At 50.1% G+C, this 16815-nt stretch carries 17 protein-coding genes; 15 read left to right on the top strand and 2 right to left on the bottom strand.

The window, feature by feature from the left end:
• Positions 1 to 286: 286 nt before the first annotated feature.
• Positions 287 to 1000 carry a replication initiation protein gene (locus QDT79_RS24750; protein ID WP_240505000.1) on the top strand — a complete coding sequence of 238 codons (714 nt, stop codon included), beginning with the start codon at positions 287 to 289 and terminating at the stop codon, positions 998 to 1000.
• A 134-nt stretch (positions 1001 to 1134) separates the two neighbouring features.
• On the opposite strand, the gene QDT79_RS24745 is transcribed toward QDT79_RS24750, so the two are convergent.
• Entirely contained in the window at positions 1135 to 2010 is an 876-nt protein-coding gene (locus QDT79_RS24745) for a hypothetical protein (RefSeq protein WP_129935294.1), read from the bottom strand.
• Between the two features lie 760 nt (positions 2011 to 2770).
• The gene (locus tag QDT79_RS24740) at positions 2771 to 3817 is read right to left on the bottom strand and encodes a Replication protein (RefSeq protein ID WP_308317225.1); all 1047 of its coding nucleotides are present in this window, start codon (positions 3815 to 3817) and stop codon (positions 2771 to 2773) included.
• A 1038-nt stretch (positions 3818 to 4855) separates the two neighbouring features.
• Between QDT79_RS24740 and QDT79_RS24735 the strand changes: the two genes are divergently transcribed.
• The 14 genes from QDT79_RS24735 (at position 4856) to pilV (ending at position 16785) form a co-directional block, all read left to right on the top strand.
• On the top strand, positions 4856 to 5338 hold the full coding sequence (locus QDT79_RS24735) for a transcription termination/antitermination NusG family protein (RefSeq protein WP_128865609.1): 483 nt from the start codon (positions 4856 to 4858) through the stop codon (positions 5336 to 5338).
• Between the two features lie 54 nt (positions 5339 to 5392).
• Complete coding sequence (locus QDT79_RS24730) at positions 5393 to 5602, top strand: hypothetical protein (RefSeq protein WP_128865608.1); 210 nt, start codon at positions 5393 to 5395, stop codon at positions 5600 to 5602.
• Between the two features lie 86 nt (positions 5603 to 5688).
• Entirely contained in the window at positions 5689 to 5922 is a 234-nt protein-coding gene (locus QDT79_RS24725) for a hypothetical protein (protein WP_128865607.1), read from the top strand.
• Entirely contained in the window at positions 5919 to 6947 is a 1029-nt protein-coding gene (locus QDT79_RS24720; RefSeq protein WP_308317224.1) for a toxin co-regulated pilus biosynthesis Q family protein, read from the top strand. Before QDT79_RS24725 ends, QDT79_RS24720 begins: the two co-directional genes overlap by 4 nt.
• Positions 6947 to 7372, top strand: coding sequence for a type IV pilus biogenesis protein PilM (gene pilM, locus QDT79_RS24715; protein ID WP_128865605.1), 426 nt, complete (start codon positions 6947 to 6949; stop codon positions 7370 to 7372). The genes QDT79_RS24720 and pilM overlap by 1 nt, the downstream gene beginning before the upstream one ends.
• A gap of 24 nt (positions 7373 to 7396) precedes the next feature.
• Positions 7397 to 9031, top strand: a complete 1635-nt coding sequence (gene pilN, locus QDT79_RS24710; protein ID WP_308317223.1) for a PilN family type IVB pilus formation outer membrane protein — start codon at positions 7397 to 7399, stop codon at positions 9029 to 9031.
• Positions 9032 to 9034: 3 nt separating this feature from the next.
• Positions 9035 to 10339, top strand: coding sequence for a type 4b pilus protein PilO2 (pilO2, locus tag QDT79_RS24705; RefSeq protein WP_308317222.1), 1305 nt, complete (start codon positions 9035 to 9037; stop codon positions 10337 to 10339).
• Positions 10326 to 10910 carry a type IV pilus biogenesis protein PilP gene (pilP, locus tag QDT79_RS24700; RefSeq protein ID WP_308317221.1) on the top strand — a complete coding sequence of 195 codons (585 nt, stop codon included), beginning with the start codon at positions 10326 to 10328 and terminating at the stop codon, positions 10908 to 10910. The genes pilO2 and pilP overlap by 14 nt, the downstream gene beginning before the upstream one ends.
• A 5-nt stretch (positions 10911 to 10915) precedes the next feature.
• Complete coding sequence (locus QDT79_RS24695) at positions 10916 to 12406, top strand: GspE/PulE family protein (protein ID WP_308317220.1); 1491 nt, start codon at positions 10916 to 10918, stop codon at positions 12404 to 12406.
• The gene (locus QDT79_RS24690; RefSeq protein WP_308317219.1) at positions 12403 to 13518 is read left to right on the top strand and encodes a type II secretion system F family protein; all 1116 of its coding nucleotides are present in this window, start codon (positions 12403 to 12405) and stop codon (positions 13516 to 13518) included. Before QDT79_RS24695 ends, QDT79_RS24690 begins: the two co-directional genes overlap by 4 nt.
• 35 nt (positions 13519 to 13553) lie before the next feature.
• Complete coding sequence (locus tag QDT79_RS24685; protein ID WP_017891024.1) at positions 13554 to 14147, top strand: type 4 pilus major pilin; 594 nt, start codon at positions 13554 to 13556, stop codon at positions 14145 to 14147.
• A 54-nt stretch (positions 14148 to 14201) separates the two neighbouring features.
• Complete coding sequence (locus QDT79_RS24680; RefSeq protein WP_017891023.1) at positions 14202 to 14687, top strand: lytic transglycosylase domain-containing protein; 486 nt, start codon at positions 14202 to 14204, stop codon at positions 14685 to 14687.
• Positions 14687 to 15355, top strand: coding sequence for a prepilin peptidase (locus tag QDT79_RS24675; RefSeq protein WP_308317218.1), 669 nt, complete (start codon positions 14687 to 14689; stop codon positions 15353 to 15355). Before QDT79_RS24680 ends, QDT79_RS24675 begins: the two co-directional genes overlap by 1 nt.
• 50 nt (positions 15356 to 15405) lie before the next feature.
• Positions 15406 to 16785, top strand: coding sequence for a shufflon system plasmid conjugative transfer pilus tip adhesin PilV (pilV, locus tag QDT79_RS24670; protein WP_308317217.1), 1380 nt, complete (start codon positions 15406 to 15408; stop codon positions 16783 to 16785).
• Positions 16786 to 16815: the final 30 nt, after the last annotated feature.

Genomic DNA, 16815 nt, shown 5'->3' with positions numbered 1-16815 from the left:
TTTTTTAAAACATTTTAAAAGCTTTTTAGACAACGCGTGAGCTCTTTCGTGGTGCGGCCCTCAGCCCTGTCAATATGGGATATACCAAAACTAACTATGGGTGAAACCTATAGTTAGTATGGGTAACAGCTAAAGTTGTTATGGGTAACAGCTAAAGTACGTATGGGAAATAGCTAAAGTTAGTTTTTTCTGTGAATCCCTATGGGAAACAACATAAGTTTGCCTTGACCACATCATCTAGCTGATGCAACTATGGGTACATTACAAACAACCCATAGATAGTTATATGAATGAAAATAAAGGGATTGTTAAAACTAGTCGCCCAGCTATAGCACAATCTAACGAACTGACCGAGGCCGCTTACTATCTCTCACTGCAGGCAAAACGAGTACTGTGGTTATGCCTTATGGAAACCTATCGGCAAGAAGACCATCCAGGTACGTTTACAGTGCGGGTTGCTGATTACCAGCGATTGTTCAAGGTGAGCCAAGCTACGGCCAGTACAGATGTCAGGAAGGGCATTGATGCCTTGTCAAACAGCTCTGTTACCTTCTTTCCATCTGATGGAGAGTATGAAGAACGGAAACGCCCTTGGCTGGCAGAAGCTGGTTTAAAACGAGGCCGAGGTTCATGGAACATTGAATTCAATAATAAAGTGATGCCGTACCTTCTTGATCTTAGTAGTCAATTCACTACTTACAATCTTTATGATTGTGGCCGCATTAACAGTGTTAGAGCTATCCGCCTTTACGAAAGCCTATGTCAGTTTAGAAAATCCGGCATATGGATCACAACACCAAATTGGTTAGCTGAGCGTTACCAACTCCCACAATCGCAACGAGATAATTTTGCTGAGATGAAACGGACGTTCATCAAGCCGGCCCTGGATAAGATCAGTAAAGAAACCCCCTTGACTGCCTCGATGTCAGAGACAGACGACGGCAAACTGATTTTTACCATTATTACTAAAAACCCAGAGCCACCCTTACCTAACGTTTGAACTTTAGCTTTTTCCCATACATTGAGCCTAACGAACTTGTGCTGTATCCCATAGTCGTTGGGCTAAATCTCATCTTCTGCCGAACGGCATGCAAAAATGATAGTAACTTTAGCTATTTCCCATACCCATGCTTTTCAAGGCATCCGAATCGTCTTTTTCTTAAGCTTTAGTTCTATTTCGTCGATCATCAGCTGGAGCATTTTCACCAGGTCTAACGTCAATTGTTCAGCAGCCTCAAAACTGAGTTTAAGAATGTTGATTTGCCCTTCACCCAACACATTTTGCAATGTGACTCGTTTGAACCCTTCCAGGTGACGCCTTTCTTTCAATAACTGAGTAATACGCTTGGTGATAATCTTTGCTATGTCAGGATACTCGGGGTTTTCGAAAACGTGCAGATGGCTTTTAACCAAGGGCTCCCAGGAAAACAATATGTCGTATCGAGTAACAAAACGGGCTTGCTTGGGTGGAAAGTGCCACAACACAATAAACGGCATGCTATTTCTCATGCACAGCTCAAAATGGTGCTGCCAGACATTGGGAATTGCCCGTCCTTCACACAACAGATAATAATCGGAAGGCTTAAGTGTTGGGACACTCACGGGCAGCGGATCAGACAAAACAGTGCCAATCCGGGTTTGCCAATGTTCGCGCAATGCTTCGTTCATTGGAGGGATCGTAATACATAACCAACTGAGAGGGATGTACACGGCTATAGAAGGGTCAACAACCCCTTCTTCTGAACTAAGGTATACCTTACAGCTCTCAACGATTTCGACAGCTCGAGGGTTATCTTTGTGCGTTTCCAGCCAGGCGATAAATGGACTCGGTACAACATGGCACAAATTTCCCCAGCTACGACCATATTTATAGAGCTCCCAACCAGTTTGTCGGATGTAGTGATGTTGCACGTATCGCACTAATTGCTGAGTCAAATCATCCTGAGAGGTTGTTTTGAGTCTGAATCTTTTACGCGGTTTGATAAGTAAATCAATAAACAACGTCGCCATAAATGCCTATCAGTCTGTATACCGTGACTAAACCTATAATGTTACTCAAGATTTCCGTGAATAGCATCCCGAAACACCAGTTCTATTCGCCGTAAAACCCTACTTTATGCACGCTTTAATGTGGATTGATCAGTAATCGATCAATGGATTTGTTCAATACCTATAGGACAACTATTGCTACCGTGGATTCATCCGTAATTATTGTCCACTACTACCCCAAATGGCCCCCCATCCTGCTAAGCCGGTCTTTTTTCAGTGATTAAAAGTTTACTGCAGTGTAGATCGCAACGTGCCGTTGCGAAGCTGTACTTTGCTGTTGGTGAGCTACCTTGGAGGCGTAGCCGACTTTGGTGGGTGGACATTGTAACTTGAGGAAGCGATTGAACTAGGATTTTTCTGGTTATGAAGGTCTTGTGCTCTATGCGATGAGTGTAGTTGCCCGAAGCAAAGCGGAGGGAGCTATTTTCGAGAGCCTGGCTTTAGCCGGCACGAAATATACTCCCCTTTTTTGGGGCTTGTTTTGTTCAGAAATAACCTTCGAAATTACCTACTTTTTGGTGAGCATGTTCGAAGTTAACTGAATGTTATTTCATCAACTGTTTGAGTTGACGGTCGGAGGCCATGAACTACGACTAATTTCTCGTTCCAGGCGGCTTTTGAATGGAATCTTAGACACATACAAGAGGGTTTTTATCTCTTACATGCAGCACAAAACCCGCGTAGGGGCACGGGGCATTGTATTGAACGGTGAAAATAATGCTTAGTGGAGTACGCCGGCGCGTTCCAGCAACAACCGGTAATACTGTTCAGGATCATCCCGCTCTAAAGACGGGTGTTCATCAGTTAGGCCGCGCTTGAGCTGCATAATCTTGATTGGATGAGCCTCTGCACTAGTAGACCAGCGAACCCAAGTCATTTGATACCTGTTCACTATTTTTCCATTACGCGTTCGCATTTTAGAGGCAATTTCATCTAGCTCTTTCCCTAGATCTTCAACGATCGCCTTCTTCTCTTGCAGCAAATCGGGACTCACGACCCACCTCTTAATCTGTCGCAAGCGATTTTTCAACGAATGGTGTGAATCAATATCAATACCAAGGCGGGCCATGCGTAGTTGATGACGTTCGTGCTTCTTGCGCAGGGATTCTGTTAGGCCGTTGACCATCGCCCACTGGCGGTAGCCATGAAGCCATAAGCGAATTTCCTCAACAGCGATCCCACGGCTGGTAAAAAAGCGTTCTGTTAGAAAAATACGCATCGCTTTATATTGGCCAGCATCAGCATCCCAAGCTCGATGCACAACCAGGTAATCCAACTCCTCCATCACATCCCTGGCATGGGTCGCCACATCACAAGATTTACGGCCACTCTCATAAATATGCAGCACGCCGATGGCACGCGCGATTTCCTCGAACGGAGCAATAATCTCAAACGGGTAATCAGCATCCGGGTTATAGTCGCAGTTGGCTGCTAATGCTAAGGAAAGTGCGGTCAATGCACGCCGGCTTTCTTCACGTGTGCTCACTCGCATAGGTTTCGGGGTAAAACTTGGATCGTTTCGACGTCGATATGGGATATATCCACGCTGACGCAATGCAACCAACGCAGAATTCCGGTTCCAGTCATGCTGACGAATACGAGCAACGACTTTAGCAGCGGCGCCACGAGGTACGGTACCGGAGAACACCGCTACATGGTGACAGTGGATTTTGGGTTGTCCTTTCCGTAAACGGTTTGATTCACCCCGACGAGTTGGACAATAGACAGGTTCAGGACGAACCTGATAGTTGATGGCTTGCTCAGTCACCCTGTCCTGAACTTATGGCGGACAGGTATTGTTTTCTAAATAGCATGCGTTATAATCTCTGCAGGCCAGCGCCTGCTTTTGACCCCCTGATATCTGACTCTTCCGCCAAGTTGATGACAGATTTCGGGGGGTTTTTGCATTCAAGGCCTGTACCTTCCAAGCCTTGTTCCCTGGACATTTAGGATATGCCCTATCCACTACAGCCTGTAATTTTCGTTACACACTGTTCGAATTAAGTCGACTGCTCAGGTACTTAGTACCTTTTAAAAACAGCACAAATCACTGCAAATACTACCCGATTTTCGCGGCCTTGCAACAAAAGGATCTCTGGTGATCTTTTTTTGTGCAGTTCACCTACATTTCTGATGATTGACCAGCACAACTAGCTCGATATTCCCGCAAGCCCCCCTTAATAGAAAGATAGCCTGAGTGATTTTCATACCGCAATAGAGCCATCCTCTATCCAGCAAACTAAATTCAATAAGAATCCACCTAAATAATCACATTAGAATTGCTTTTTTAAGAAAAACCGTTCAATAAATGAGCAAACGGACAATTGATTAATATAGTTAATTATTCTGTTTTGATAGTTATGTCGATCTAATGATCTGCAAAAAGGATCTTTTCTAGATCATTGATTCAAAAAATTGAGTTACACAGGATTTTAGCTCTGTTTATAGTATAGTTCACAGCATTTCAGATCGTCAAAAAAACCGTTTACACAATTTAACTTTGCAAATACACTTCGCGGCATACTTAAACACAGGCTTCAAAGGATCGCTAGTCCGCCAACTAGCAAGCCGTTGAACCTTGTAATTTAGCTTTAGCCTGGACTGCGCCTGATTACACCTAATCGGGCACCTCCCTGCCCCGGGTGTCGGGTGCAGTCCAGGCTAAAGCGCAGTCAGGAGAAACCGCGATGTCCGTTTCCTCTTACAACAGCCTCTGCCAATCATCCAACATGGGATTGATTTTGGCGGAGCCTGCCTGTCTTGCTGCGCTTTATCATTTTTCTACCGCTCATCAACGGGGAATGTCATGGAACGCTGGTATCTCGCCTGCCATAAAGCGGGTAAAGACAATGTCTTTAAAGCCCAAATGACGTTAGAACGCATGAATATCATGGCGTTCAGCCCTGTCATGCGTACATACCGTCCCCGTTCCGATCGTCCAGGCCAGCTCCGGCCGGTGATGGAGCAAATGTTTCCTGGGTACCTCTTCATCTTCTTTGATACCGAAATCCACCATTCATCGAAAATCGAACTCTGCCCTGGAATAAGTCATCTGGTACGTTTTGCCGGTGAAATCACCCCAATTCGAGATGCTGTTGTGGATGACGTAATGCAGTTACCTGTTTGCGTACAAGCCTTTTCCCGTAAGAACCCAGGCAAACGACGCTGGGATAAAGGGGCATCACCTCTTAATCAGCAACAGCGCCAACAAATACAGGCGTTGGTTGATACAAATGATGGCGACACCCGCAGCGCCCTATTCTTTGCCTTCATAGAAGCACTGCGCTAAACGCTCCCCCCGCTTTATTTGATTTCAGCATTTCTCTGTACAACCGGAGGATAGATGTCGAAGCAAGCCCTGAGTAAAACCATTGCCGTTGACTGGCAACCCGAAGATTTTGTTTTGCAAACATTCGCCCTTGAAGACGATGCCCGAAGTACTTGCCGAGCTGAAATTGACAGCGGAAAAAATTTCCTCCCTCAATATTTATCCCTGCTGAGTCGTTGCCGCTCACTGCGCCAAACGTCACGCCAGCAGCAAAGACATCCCTAATTAACACCCCCTTGGCTGCCCGGTACCCCGGGCGGTCTTTTTTATTGATTACGTGCTTACGTCTCTACGTAACCGAGGTGATATTTATGACACAACGAAAAAACTACTCATTGAATGCCAAACATAATCAGATGCTTAATGAGCAAGCGGTAAATTTGACGGGGATCCTCAGTCGTCCAGTGGCCTGTCGTGATGTGCTTGAGGCCATTTTGGACCTGACCTCAACACTGGATAATAACGCCCTGGCACAGCGAGTTCTTGATCGTGCCAATGAACCAAAGCGAGGTCGACGCCCCGGCCCGAGGAAAAACCGCCTATGAAATCATTCCTCCCCGTCGCTCTCGCTCCGGTGGTGTTGACTGGGTGTGCCCTTAATACCCACACACCGCCGACAGTACCGGCACAGCAGTTTGTCACGACGCTGATCCAAGAACAGCTCCCCCTTATCCATCAAGCACAGGCAGAACTCGCTAAAGCCAGCCGTGTACATCTTTCACCGGGCACGCCATTACCTTTACCTGCTTCATCAAAAGTCCTGCCGGCAAGAAATGCAACTGAGACACCTGCACTGGCGGGTCAGGCTGTTCCTACATTGCATGCTATTCGTTATCTCGGTGAACGTGTTGGGACGCCTGCGCTGGCGGGTGCAGGTAAATCCCAGACACTTCGCCAGGCTTTACGCCAGATAGCCCCGACAGGATGGCAGGTTACCTACTCACAAGAGCTTAATCCGGATGCTCGCGAATCATTACAGTGGGCTGGTAATGATCAATGGCCATTCGTTTTGGACGAAGTTTTGCAGCGACAGAACAAAGTGGCATTGCTCGATTGGCAAGCGAAACGGGTATCTGTTGCGGCCAAATCTGCCGCGTTTACACCTGGCGCGATTGCAGTATTGCCACAAATCAAAACGCCAGGTGCCACATCTACAGCGCCAGCTATTATCAATAAGCAAAATGGGGTTGTTCCTGGCCAAAACCCATTCAGTAAAAAAATACCGACACCGTCCCCTTCTGCAGTAGTTAAAACCACTGCGTTTGTGACCTTGCCTAAAACAGTTATTAAGCCAAAGGTATGGCGGATAGAAGCCGGTAGCACGCTGAAAGACACGCTGTTTAATTGGGCTGCAAGTGAAACGTGCGCGACTCCGGGAGTGGCTAATTGGACAGTGGCGTGGTTGACACAAGCCAACTATCGCATCGATGCTCCGCTGCAGTTTGAGGGGAGTTTCAGAGATGCACTGAATGGGCTATTCACGCTATACGGTACGGCAAAAGTGCCACTGTATGCGGGTATACGTAACGAACAATGCGTCATATCGGTGGATGATAAGGAGATCCACTGATGATTTACTGGCTGTTATCGATATTTATAGGTTTCCTGGTCTGGAGCAACATCACGCCCCATGACCAGACAGGCTCACAGCTGCAAGATAGCACGCTGAGCCAGCGTGCTATTCAAACCGTCCGTTACATCAATAACATCAATGACTGGCGCTATAACAACCCTTCGCAAAAAGACGGTGTGATCCCCGACAGCGCCTTCGGCTGGTCATCCCTACCTGAATTACACAACGTGCTGCAAGCTGACCGTGTATATGTCTACCAACCAGACCAACCGGGGCTGATGTCTGCGTTGTTAGCTCAGAGCCGGCATTCTGCCTTAGTTGGAAAGGTCGTCGGAAGACGTCTGATCGACAGTTTTGGCAATGACATGCAGATCAATGTACCGGACAGCATTGCTGACGGCAGCCTGGTGTACCTCAACTAATCTCTCCTCACCCCAAGGTTAAAAATGAAAAAACACCTCCCCTTAACCGGGCTGGCGGCGACATTGTGTTTGCTGCTTTCCGGCTGTGCGCCGCTTGAACGTATCGACAAGATCGACAACACGGTCTCACAGAACGAAAAAAAAGCCGACAACCATATACATGCGATAAAAAATGGCGCTGTGGTTCGTGACCTGACATCACAGTGGATAAATCCCTATCCATTAAATGCGCAGGCCGGGGGTAATGGATTGCTACCGCCCTGTGCCGTCGCCATCAACCGCCCCGGTAGCATTACGTTGGCAGAGGTCAGCGCCTTCATCAGTAAACGATGCCGCCTGCCTGTCGTCGTCACCCCGGATGCACAAGCCATGCTCGCCCCAACAGGAGGCGGGAAGACGGAACAACTCAGTGGCCCCGTTCCCGCACCAGACCCTAATGGGATGGTGCCATTGGCCGCGTTGGGCGGCTCACCCGTTCGCCCTGCACCGGCGATGACCAATGGTACTGCACTGAGGGGCGTGCTCTGGCAAGGGGAATTAGGCGGGTTGCTCGACAATGTCACCACGCGCCTGGGATTGTCATGGCGTTATGAGCAGGGCCGGATCGCCATTTTCTACCTCGACACCCGGACGTTCCCGGTCATGTTTATGGACAGCAAGGCAAGCTTTGGCTCCAAAACCGTGAGCGGTACAACCTCATCAATGGGGGCTACGGGCGACAGCAGCGGCGGTGGTCTCAGTGGCGACTCCAATACCTCCCAAGCGACAGAAATGGAAATCAAGTCCAGTCTGTACGAGGACGTCTCAAATACCATTAAATCAATGCTGACACCGGGTACCGGCCGTATGAATTTGTCCGCTGGCGTGCTAACCGTTACCGATACGCCGCGTGTCCTCGAACAGATCGGCCGTTATCTGGATGACCGTAACAATGAGCTCAATCGACAAGTTGTGCTCAACGTACAGGTCTACAGCGTAGAGAAGCGTACTCAGGATCAGTACGGCATTGATTGGAACGCCGTATTCAACAGCGGCAGCATCGGATTGTCCTTGACCAATGCGTTCAGTGGCGCCGCTTCCGATGCCCTGAATGGTGGAGTTTCTATCCTCGATGGTAAAGGAGCCGGCACAAAAGCCTTTATCAAAGCACTGTCCGAACAAGCTAACGTCAGCGTGATGACCGAAGCATCCAGCATGACCACTAACCTGTCCGCAGTACCCATTCAGGTTGCTCTGCAGCAGGATTATGCCTCCAACGTCACCACTGAGAATACGGCAAACGTAGGCTCATCAAGCAGTATCACCAAATCAACGATCACAACCGGCTTCAACATGACGGTGTTGCCTTTCCTGATACCCAAGTCGCCAAAAATGCAGCTGCAGTTTGCCATCAATATGTCGGATGACCCGACCATGCGCACGTTTACCAGCGAAAAAACGTCTGTCGAACTGATGAAAACTCGCCTCAAGACGTTTACCCAGCGCGTCATTATGCAGTCCGGGCAAACGCTGGTGCTGAGTGGTTACCAGTCACTCAATAACACCGCCAACCGGCAAGGTGTCGGCAGCTTCCGCTTCTTCGGGCTTGGTGGCGGTGCCAACGGTGAAAACAACAAAACCATGCTTGTCATTCTTATCACTCCTGTCATTTTGGGATAAGCCATGAAACAACAGACTACCTACACGTTGCAGAATGGGAAGGTTTGGCTTGTGGCAGGATTGCACTGGCAATATCTTCCGTTACGTGGGCGCCGTAGCATGCGAATGCGCGCTAAAGAGGCAAATGCCAGTCACTGGGCGGCGTTGTCTATCGGCGACGGACAAGCTCAAGGCACGTTACTGGGCACTGTCACTATCTCTGATAAATCCCCCCGGACAAAGGGGCAACATTCGTTGGCATCGATGGCGTTAGCTGTTATGCCGGTGCTACCAGAAGCCTGTTACGGTGTTTTCCCCCTCGCTGATGGCCAATATTGGTTTGTCGCTATCAGCGACGGCATGCTCTCCCCGTTCGGCGACATCGTAGGCGACGATGCAGCCATACGAACCGCAGTTTCAAATTTTCTACAGATAACCTCGGCACCAACAGCAGGTTGGACGGTGTACGCCCCACGTGGTTTTTTCCCGGATAAGGAAACCGAAGATAAGGCGCTCTCAGCACTGATCGACAACAAAATCGGTTTACGACGCGCCCGCCTGAGCAAAACCCATAACCCGCAGGTACTGTGGTTATGGGGCGTTGCAGTGGTGACCCTGGGCGTGGGATACGCCAGTTACTCGGTATGGCAAACGCAACAGGAAAATGCGCGTATTGCCGCCGCTCAGGCCGCATTGATGGCCAGACAACAATTGGAGCAACAGGCACCTGCAGACAATCTGAAACCCTGGGCAATGCAACCGAAATTCCCCTCGATGCTCAGTGCCTGCAGTAGCGTGTGGAAAGACGCGCAGATTTCCATTGCGGGATGGGTGTTCAACACGGCCACATGCGATGCACACGGCAAAATCATACTGCATTATACATTGCCGAATGGGGGAACCGTGGGTGACTTTGCCTTGCGGCTGCCGGTGCTCTACGGCTCAGATATTGAACCGGTATTTAACATTCCCGGCAGCGCTGATGATGCATCCTTTTCCTTAACCGTTCCGCTATCACTGCCGGAATCCCCTGAAGTTTTACTCCCGGGCAACCAACAGATTCAACATCTGACCAGCTATGCCCAGCGCATCAATGCCCGTCTGCGCCTCAGTGAAACAGATGCTGCCACCCAGTTAACACAGGGCGACATACAAAACCTGCCCTGGCGTACCTATAGCTTTACGTTCATTACCGACATACCGCCTGATCGGTTGTTTGCCCCTACGCGCTTCAATAGCCGTGGAATAAGGGCTTCCAGCATCACGACCACGCTCAAAAACAACCGTCTGGAATACACCATTGAGGGACTTCTGTATGCCAACCGTTAAATCCTGGGTAACACCCTGGGCGTTGTGCCTGGTGTTGACCGCACCCGGTGCATTCGCCGCGCCTGTCGCTGACATACCGGCGTCCCCACTTGCTACACCTTCGGCTGAACAATCGGTGAAGCCGCCAACATCAGCAGATATTCCACTGCCAACCACTTTCACCCGCAACGAGGCTGGACGGGCATTAAACCTGGGGCAACTCGAAGCCATACAGGCTGAGACGGTGCTGTATGAGGCTCAACTTGCCAGGGCCAAAGCCTTGAATGAGTTGCAAAAGAACGGTTATGACCGAGGACTGGATCAACCTTTCAATCCGGCGCCCCCTGCTCAGGACAACAAGAACGAAGTCAAGGGTGCAACTCAAGATGCCCCCCCGCCACAAATCGTTGAGATCACCGGGAACGGTAAGGGCTTTACCGCTGTGTTAGCCCTCAGTAATGGCAACCAGGTCACTGTGCAAGCAGGGAACCGCATTCCAGGTACGGAATACGTTGTTAAACGTATCAACCTCAATGAAGTGGTCGTCACCGGGAAAAACCAAACAATGGTGTCACTTTCCTTTGCGGGGTAGCGAACATGTTCGAAAAACGCGGTTCAACATACATCTATTTGGACCTGACAAAGTCTGAAGCCCCCACCCTGTACATCTCGGATGCTCACATCAGTCACTTGGCCGTTCAGTCTGAAATTGCTAACGCGCACAAGAAATACCCCAGGTTACACATCGAGCGTGTACAGCTCGATAAATTAAGAGAATTGCAGCAAAGTCAGGTAACAGACAATCCCGATGCTAACGATTACTCCGCTCAACAGGCCAAAATCATCGGTTTTTTTCGGGAGGCCAAGAAGAAAGGGGCCAGCGATATTCATCTGCTGATCGGGATGAACAATGTGACCGTGGTGCAATTTCGCGTGCACGGTGATCTCGAAACGGTGACCCAATTGGATCATGCCGAAGGGGTAACGCTAGCATCAACTATCGTGATGTCTATGTGTGACGTGGCCGAAAAGAGTTTTAACCCCAATCGTGCGCAAGATGGGCGGGTGCGCAAAGAGTTTCTGCAGGGGCTTAAGTTATTCGGCGCACGTTATGCCCATACGCCAGCAGAGTTTGGTTTGTATGTCGTAATGCGCATTTTACCTGATGAAGGCAAAGCCCCTCCCACACTGGACGAATTGGGTTTTTTACCGGAACAACAAACACTCATTCGCCGCATGCTGGCACGCCCCGAAGGCGTGATTATCCTGTCAGGCCCGACCGGCTCCGGGAAAAGTACCTCCCTGCGTACATTCAGCGAGATGTACCTGTCTTTTACAGGTCACCGTAAACGCTTGATGACGCTGGAAGATCCGCCAGAGGGGTTGATTCTAGGAGCAGTTCAGACCCCCATCATTGCCGATAAAAACGATCCGGATGCCGTTAGTCGTGCCTGGGTTAGGTCTATTTCTGCCGCGTTGCGCTTAGATCCTGATGCCATGGTCGTCGGCGAAATTCGTGATGCCAACTCAGTTAAATCTGCACTGACGGCGGCCAAGTCCGGCCACCTGGTGGAAACGACGCTGCATGCGAATGACGCTGTCGGCATTCTTGACCGCCTGACCGACACATTGGGTATCCCCATGGGCCAGGTGGCCGATCCTCAAGTCATGATCGGGCTAATTGCCCAACGACTGGTGCAATTGCTGTGCCCGCACTGCAAAAAAAGCTGGAGTGAGGTCTGTGACAAGCTGGAAGAAGAGAAGAAAGGGCTACTTGAGCGGTTTTGCGAGGTGGAGAAACTGGCCTTTCGTCATCCGGAGGGATGTGAGCACTGTTACAAGGGCGTTACCGGTCGGCGTGTTATTGCCGAAGTTATCCGCCCTGATGCCCGGTTTATGGAACTCTTTCGCCATGAGGGCAAGCTGACCGCACGCAGTTATTGGGTTAACGAATTGGGGGGTATTACCCGCGGCCAACATTTGCTGCGTTATCTCAATGCAGGGATGGTCGACCCGATTGATGCGGATTACATCAGTCCGCTGGACGAGGACAGTCTGACCTTGCTGCCGCCGGAGATAAAATCATGATTTCTCGCTTGCGCGAACGTCTGACGGCATTGCGGGGCAAAGTGCCGTCATCGGAAAAAATGAATGAAGGGTTAGGCCGTTGGCTGGCTCAAAAAACCTTTTCCACCGCCGACCGACTGACCCTCTACGAGGATTTGGCTTTCCTGCTCGACAATAACCTCAAGGTGGAAAAGGCCCTCCAGGCAATGATAGGAAGCTACGGAGGAAAACGCCCCCCGGTTGTTTATTGCCTGGAGGAAATGCTCAACGCCCTGCGCCAGGGAAAATCAGTCGACCAAGGGCTCTCATCCTGGATACCCCAGCAAGAAGCTGCAATTCTCAGCGGCGGTGTCCAGGACGGTAACCTGGCTGCTGCTTTATATCGAGCCATTACTGTTGTTCAGGGAATGTCGGATATGAAATCAGCGTTGGTTTCCACGCTGACTTACCCATTAATGCTACTGGCAACCACCTTTGCAATGATGAAAATGGTGACTGTCTATTTTTTGCCTCGGCTGGAGTCATTATCAGCTCGAGATCATTGGGTTGGCGCTTTGTGGTGGCTTAGCGCCATCTCCGAATTCTTTGTCAATCACGCCATTATCCTGTGTGTGTTCATCATTCTGTTCGTTGTTTTCGTGATCTGGTCGATGCCGAACCTCATAGGGAAAACACGGCAGCATGTTTTAGACCGTTTATTGCCCTGGAGCGTATATCGCGACGTTCTCGGTGTGGGGTTCCTTCTTAATTTCAGTGCATTGATGCGGGCACAGGTGAAAACCGAAGACGCCATCGAGATGCTGAGTCGCTATGCGCCGCCCTGGTTGTATGAGCGCTTAGCTGCCACTCAGCACCAGGTCAGACAAGGTAACCACCTCGGTCTGGCATTACGCAATGCCGGCTACGGTTTCCCTTCCCCACGTGCTATCGACAAGTTGGTCCTGCTGACCGATGGCGATAACGCTGAAATCATTATTGAGAACTTTGCTCGAGCCTGGCTTGTGCAAACTGTAGTCCGGATCAAGCGGACGGCGTCCTTACTTTCCAACCTCGCATTGGGCGCCAACGCTGGATACATGATCCTGATCGTCCTTGCTACACAAAACCTCAACGACCTCGTGGGCGCACATTAATGTGCCCATCTTTCTAAAAACCTAAAGGAAATAGTATGGAACAGACACAAACACCACTTCGTTCAGTGATCAACCGTGGTGCAATTACCCTGCTTGAAGCAGCTATTTATATCGTTATTGCTTTGGTAATACTGACGGTTGCCATTACCCAGGGAGGGGGGTTGTTTAACAAAAACGATGCCAGCACTGAGTACAACAATGCCGCAGAGTTGCTGACTAACAGTCGCAGTATGCTGAAAACCTCTGGCATCTATAACTTCGCAGCAGCTGATGCCATGACGGGGGCACTGATCCAGTTTGGTGGTGCGCCGGCAAACATGACTGTTGTGGGTACAAAGTCCTCCGGAACCGCCAAGCTTCAAAACTTGTGGGGTGGGGCTGTCACCGTGCAACCCGTTGCTACCGCTGGCGGTCAGAAGTCCTCCTTCTCACTGACCTACGCGGCGGTTCCACAGGAAGCGTGCATTACTCTGGCGACAAAGCTGAGTGCGGCGCCGAGTGTTGTGACCACCATGGTTAACGGCACGTCGACTAATGGTGCAATCGCGGCGAGCGCCGTTGGCGCACAGTGCACTGCAGATAAAGGCTCGGTGGGTCAAAACACCCTCACTTTCACAAGCAACACCTGATGCCCATCCCGCCGGTAACGTCTTGTTGCCGGCCTCCATCTGGAGTGCATTCTTATGTTGTTTTCTTTTCAACGTGCCTTGTCCTGTCTGGTGTTGGGCGGGGCGTTATTATTATCGCTGCCGGCACAGGCGTTCTGTTTTAATGAAGCCGGGGCACGCTATAAAGTCGACCCCCTATTACTGCGTTCGATGGCTACCGTCGAAAGCAGCCTAAACCCCCGAGCAGTCGGCATGAATCGCGATAAGAAGGGGCACGTCACCAGTCGCGATTTCGGGCTGATGCAAATCAATGATCGGCACATTCCTCAATTGCGTGCTCTTGGGCTTATTACGAGTGAACAAGACCTGCTGAACAATACGTGCCTCAATGTACAAATCGGAGCATGGATACTGGCGAAACACCTAAAGCAATGCGGCGTAAATTGGCAATGCCTCGGCTCCTACAATGCCGGGTTCGCTGACAACAATGGCCCGCGTCGCATGATTTACGCCCGTAAGATCTATGCCATGTACATGAAACTCAAGGGAGGTGCGGCCTGATGGCCATGTACCTTTTGAAGATCACTCTGCTGATCGGCTTCGCCAGTATCTTTCTCGTTATCCTCACACAACCGCTCGTTAATCAGGCCAAGCAATTTCTACTCGAACATCATGGGCCACCGCTCACTCAATTGCAGATACGTAGCGTCACGTTAACTTTCGTCGGCACCGGCACTGTTCTGATCGCAACAACAGCATTAACTGGCTTCCCGTGGTTAGGGGCCGTCAAAATCATTGGATTACTCGCATGGGGCATCCCAATGGTGTTACTAGACATGCGGAACTACTGGCTGCCACTACGGTATACCAATGGATTTTGGCTGACGGGCCTGCTGTTTACCTGTCTACCTGAGAACAGCCTCACCATAACAACTGCGCTTATTGGCAGTGGCAGCATGTTCATCTTCTTGTATGCCTTTCACTACGGTGCCAAACGCCTTCGGGGTGATGAAGGATTTGGCATGGGCGATGTGCATTTGATTGCTGCGCTGTGTGCCTGGCTTCCCTGGCAATTGGCCAGCCTGCTGAGCGGATGTGCATTCTTGCTGTTTATCGCCGGGGCGCTTCTGACAAATAAAAGCCCTCAGCCCTATGCTCCTTGGTTGTTCGCCTTATTGGCGGGACTTGCCGGGTGTTTCCCTCACTCAACCATATTGGGTGTTTTATGACTGATAACGTTACCCGCCCTCGCATCAATAGGGGGCTATCGTTGATCTCAATGGCCATCGTGCTGGGGATCGTGTTGATCGCTGCGCCGATCGGACTGGAAAGATATTCCAACTATGTGGAGGAACAAACCTGGGTCATAACAGCGACACACCTGAGCACCGTGAGCCAGGGCGCACGCCGATACGTCAAAGATAACTACGACACCCTACTGAATCAGGTTAAGGGCGGCGGTAATGTCACGGTAACCGGACAAATCCTGCGTGATAAAGGGTATCTGCCGACAGGTTTCTCTCTGACCAACAATAATACTCAGAACTATATCCTCGCGGTGACACGCAATCCTGCACAAACCGACAAACTGGTTGCGTTTGTTTTGACTGCAGGTGGCCAGGATATTGCGTTCAAAGGGCAGCGGTATATTGCGCAGAACACGTCTGGTCTTGGTGGGTATATCTATCCCGCCAATATTGCCAACGGTGCCGGCGGGGGCTGGGAAGTCAATCTGGCCAGCATGGGACTTAGCGGACAAAGCGGCCATCTGGCGGTTTATTTAACGTCAGAGGTATTGGCCGGCGGAGCGGAAGAAAGTGATCGCTTGTATCGCTTCCAGGTTAACGGTCGTCCCGATCTCAATAAGATGCATACTGCGATTGACATGGGCACCAACGACTTGAATAACGGGAATAATATCAATGCTAAAACGGGTAATTTTAGCGAAGATGTTAACGGGAAAAGATTAATTGCCCACGATAGTGTTTGGTCCAGCGGGTGGATCACCGCTAACGGAGATATCCGCAGTAATAGCGGTTGGCTCATTACCAAGCATGGCAAAGGCTGGCTCAACGAAGACCACGGCGGTGGGCTTTATATGGATGATAACGACTGGATTAAGTCGATTAACAATAAAGGCATTTATACCGGAGGCCAACTGAAAGGGGGGAGTGTTCGTGCCGATGGGCGCGCATCCGTGGGCGAATATCTACAACTGGATGGTACAGCTAATGAAGGATGGGGCTGTAGCCCTAACGGATTAGTGGGTCGCACTGGCGATGGCGCTCTGCTGTATTGTCAGAATGGGTTATGGCGAAGTACAGGAAAAGGCAACGGTGCCTATCAACAACTGGGGTACCACATAGGAAATTATTCAGGGTCTAATCCTGGGACTTCAACAATGTCGGTGAGTGCCCTCGGGGGACAATCCACCAAGAACTGGGGCGTTAATGATGGTTCTTGTGATAACACTTACGCTTTGACCGCATTCGTAAACGGTTTAAATGTCGCGACGAGTATAAATAACAATCCGCAATGGGCCAAAAACACCACGATCAACTTCACCGTACCGGCGGGCGCTACATTCAACATTGTTTCCGATCCGTTACCTGACCGTGGATGTAGCCCCGGGTCGTTCAACGTATTGAGTTACCAATAAATCGCGTTACCCCACCTTTCCGTAGGACAC

It is taken from the genome of Serratia marcescens (assembly GCF_029846115.1).
In the GTDB taxonomy this organism is placed as follows: domain Bacteria; phylum Pseudomonadota; class Gammaproteobacteria; order Enterobacterales; family Enterobacteriaceae; genus Serratia; species Serratia marcescens_L.
The sequence above is the reverse complement of the archived record's forward strand: the minus strand, read 5'-3'. Positions and strand labels throughout refer to the sequence as shown.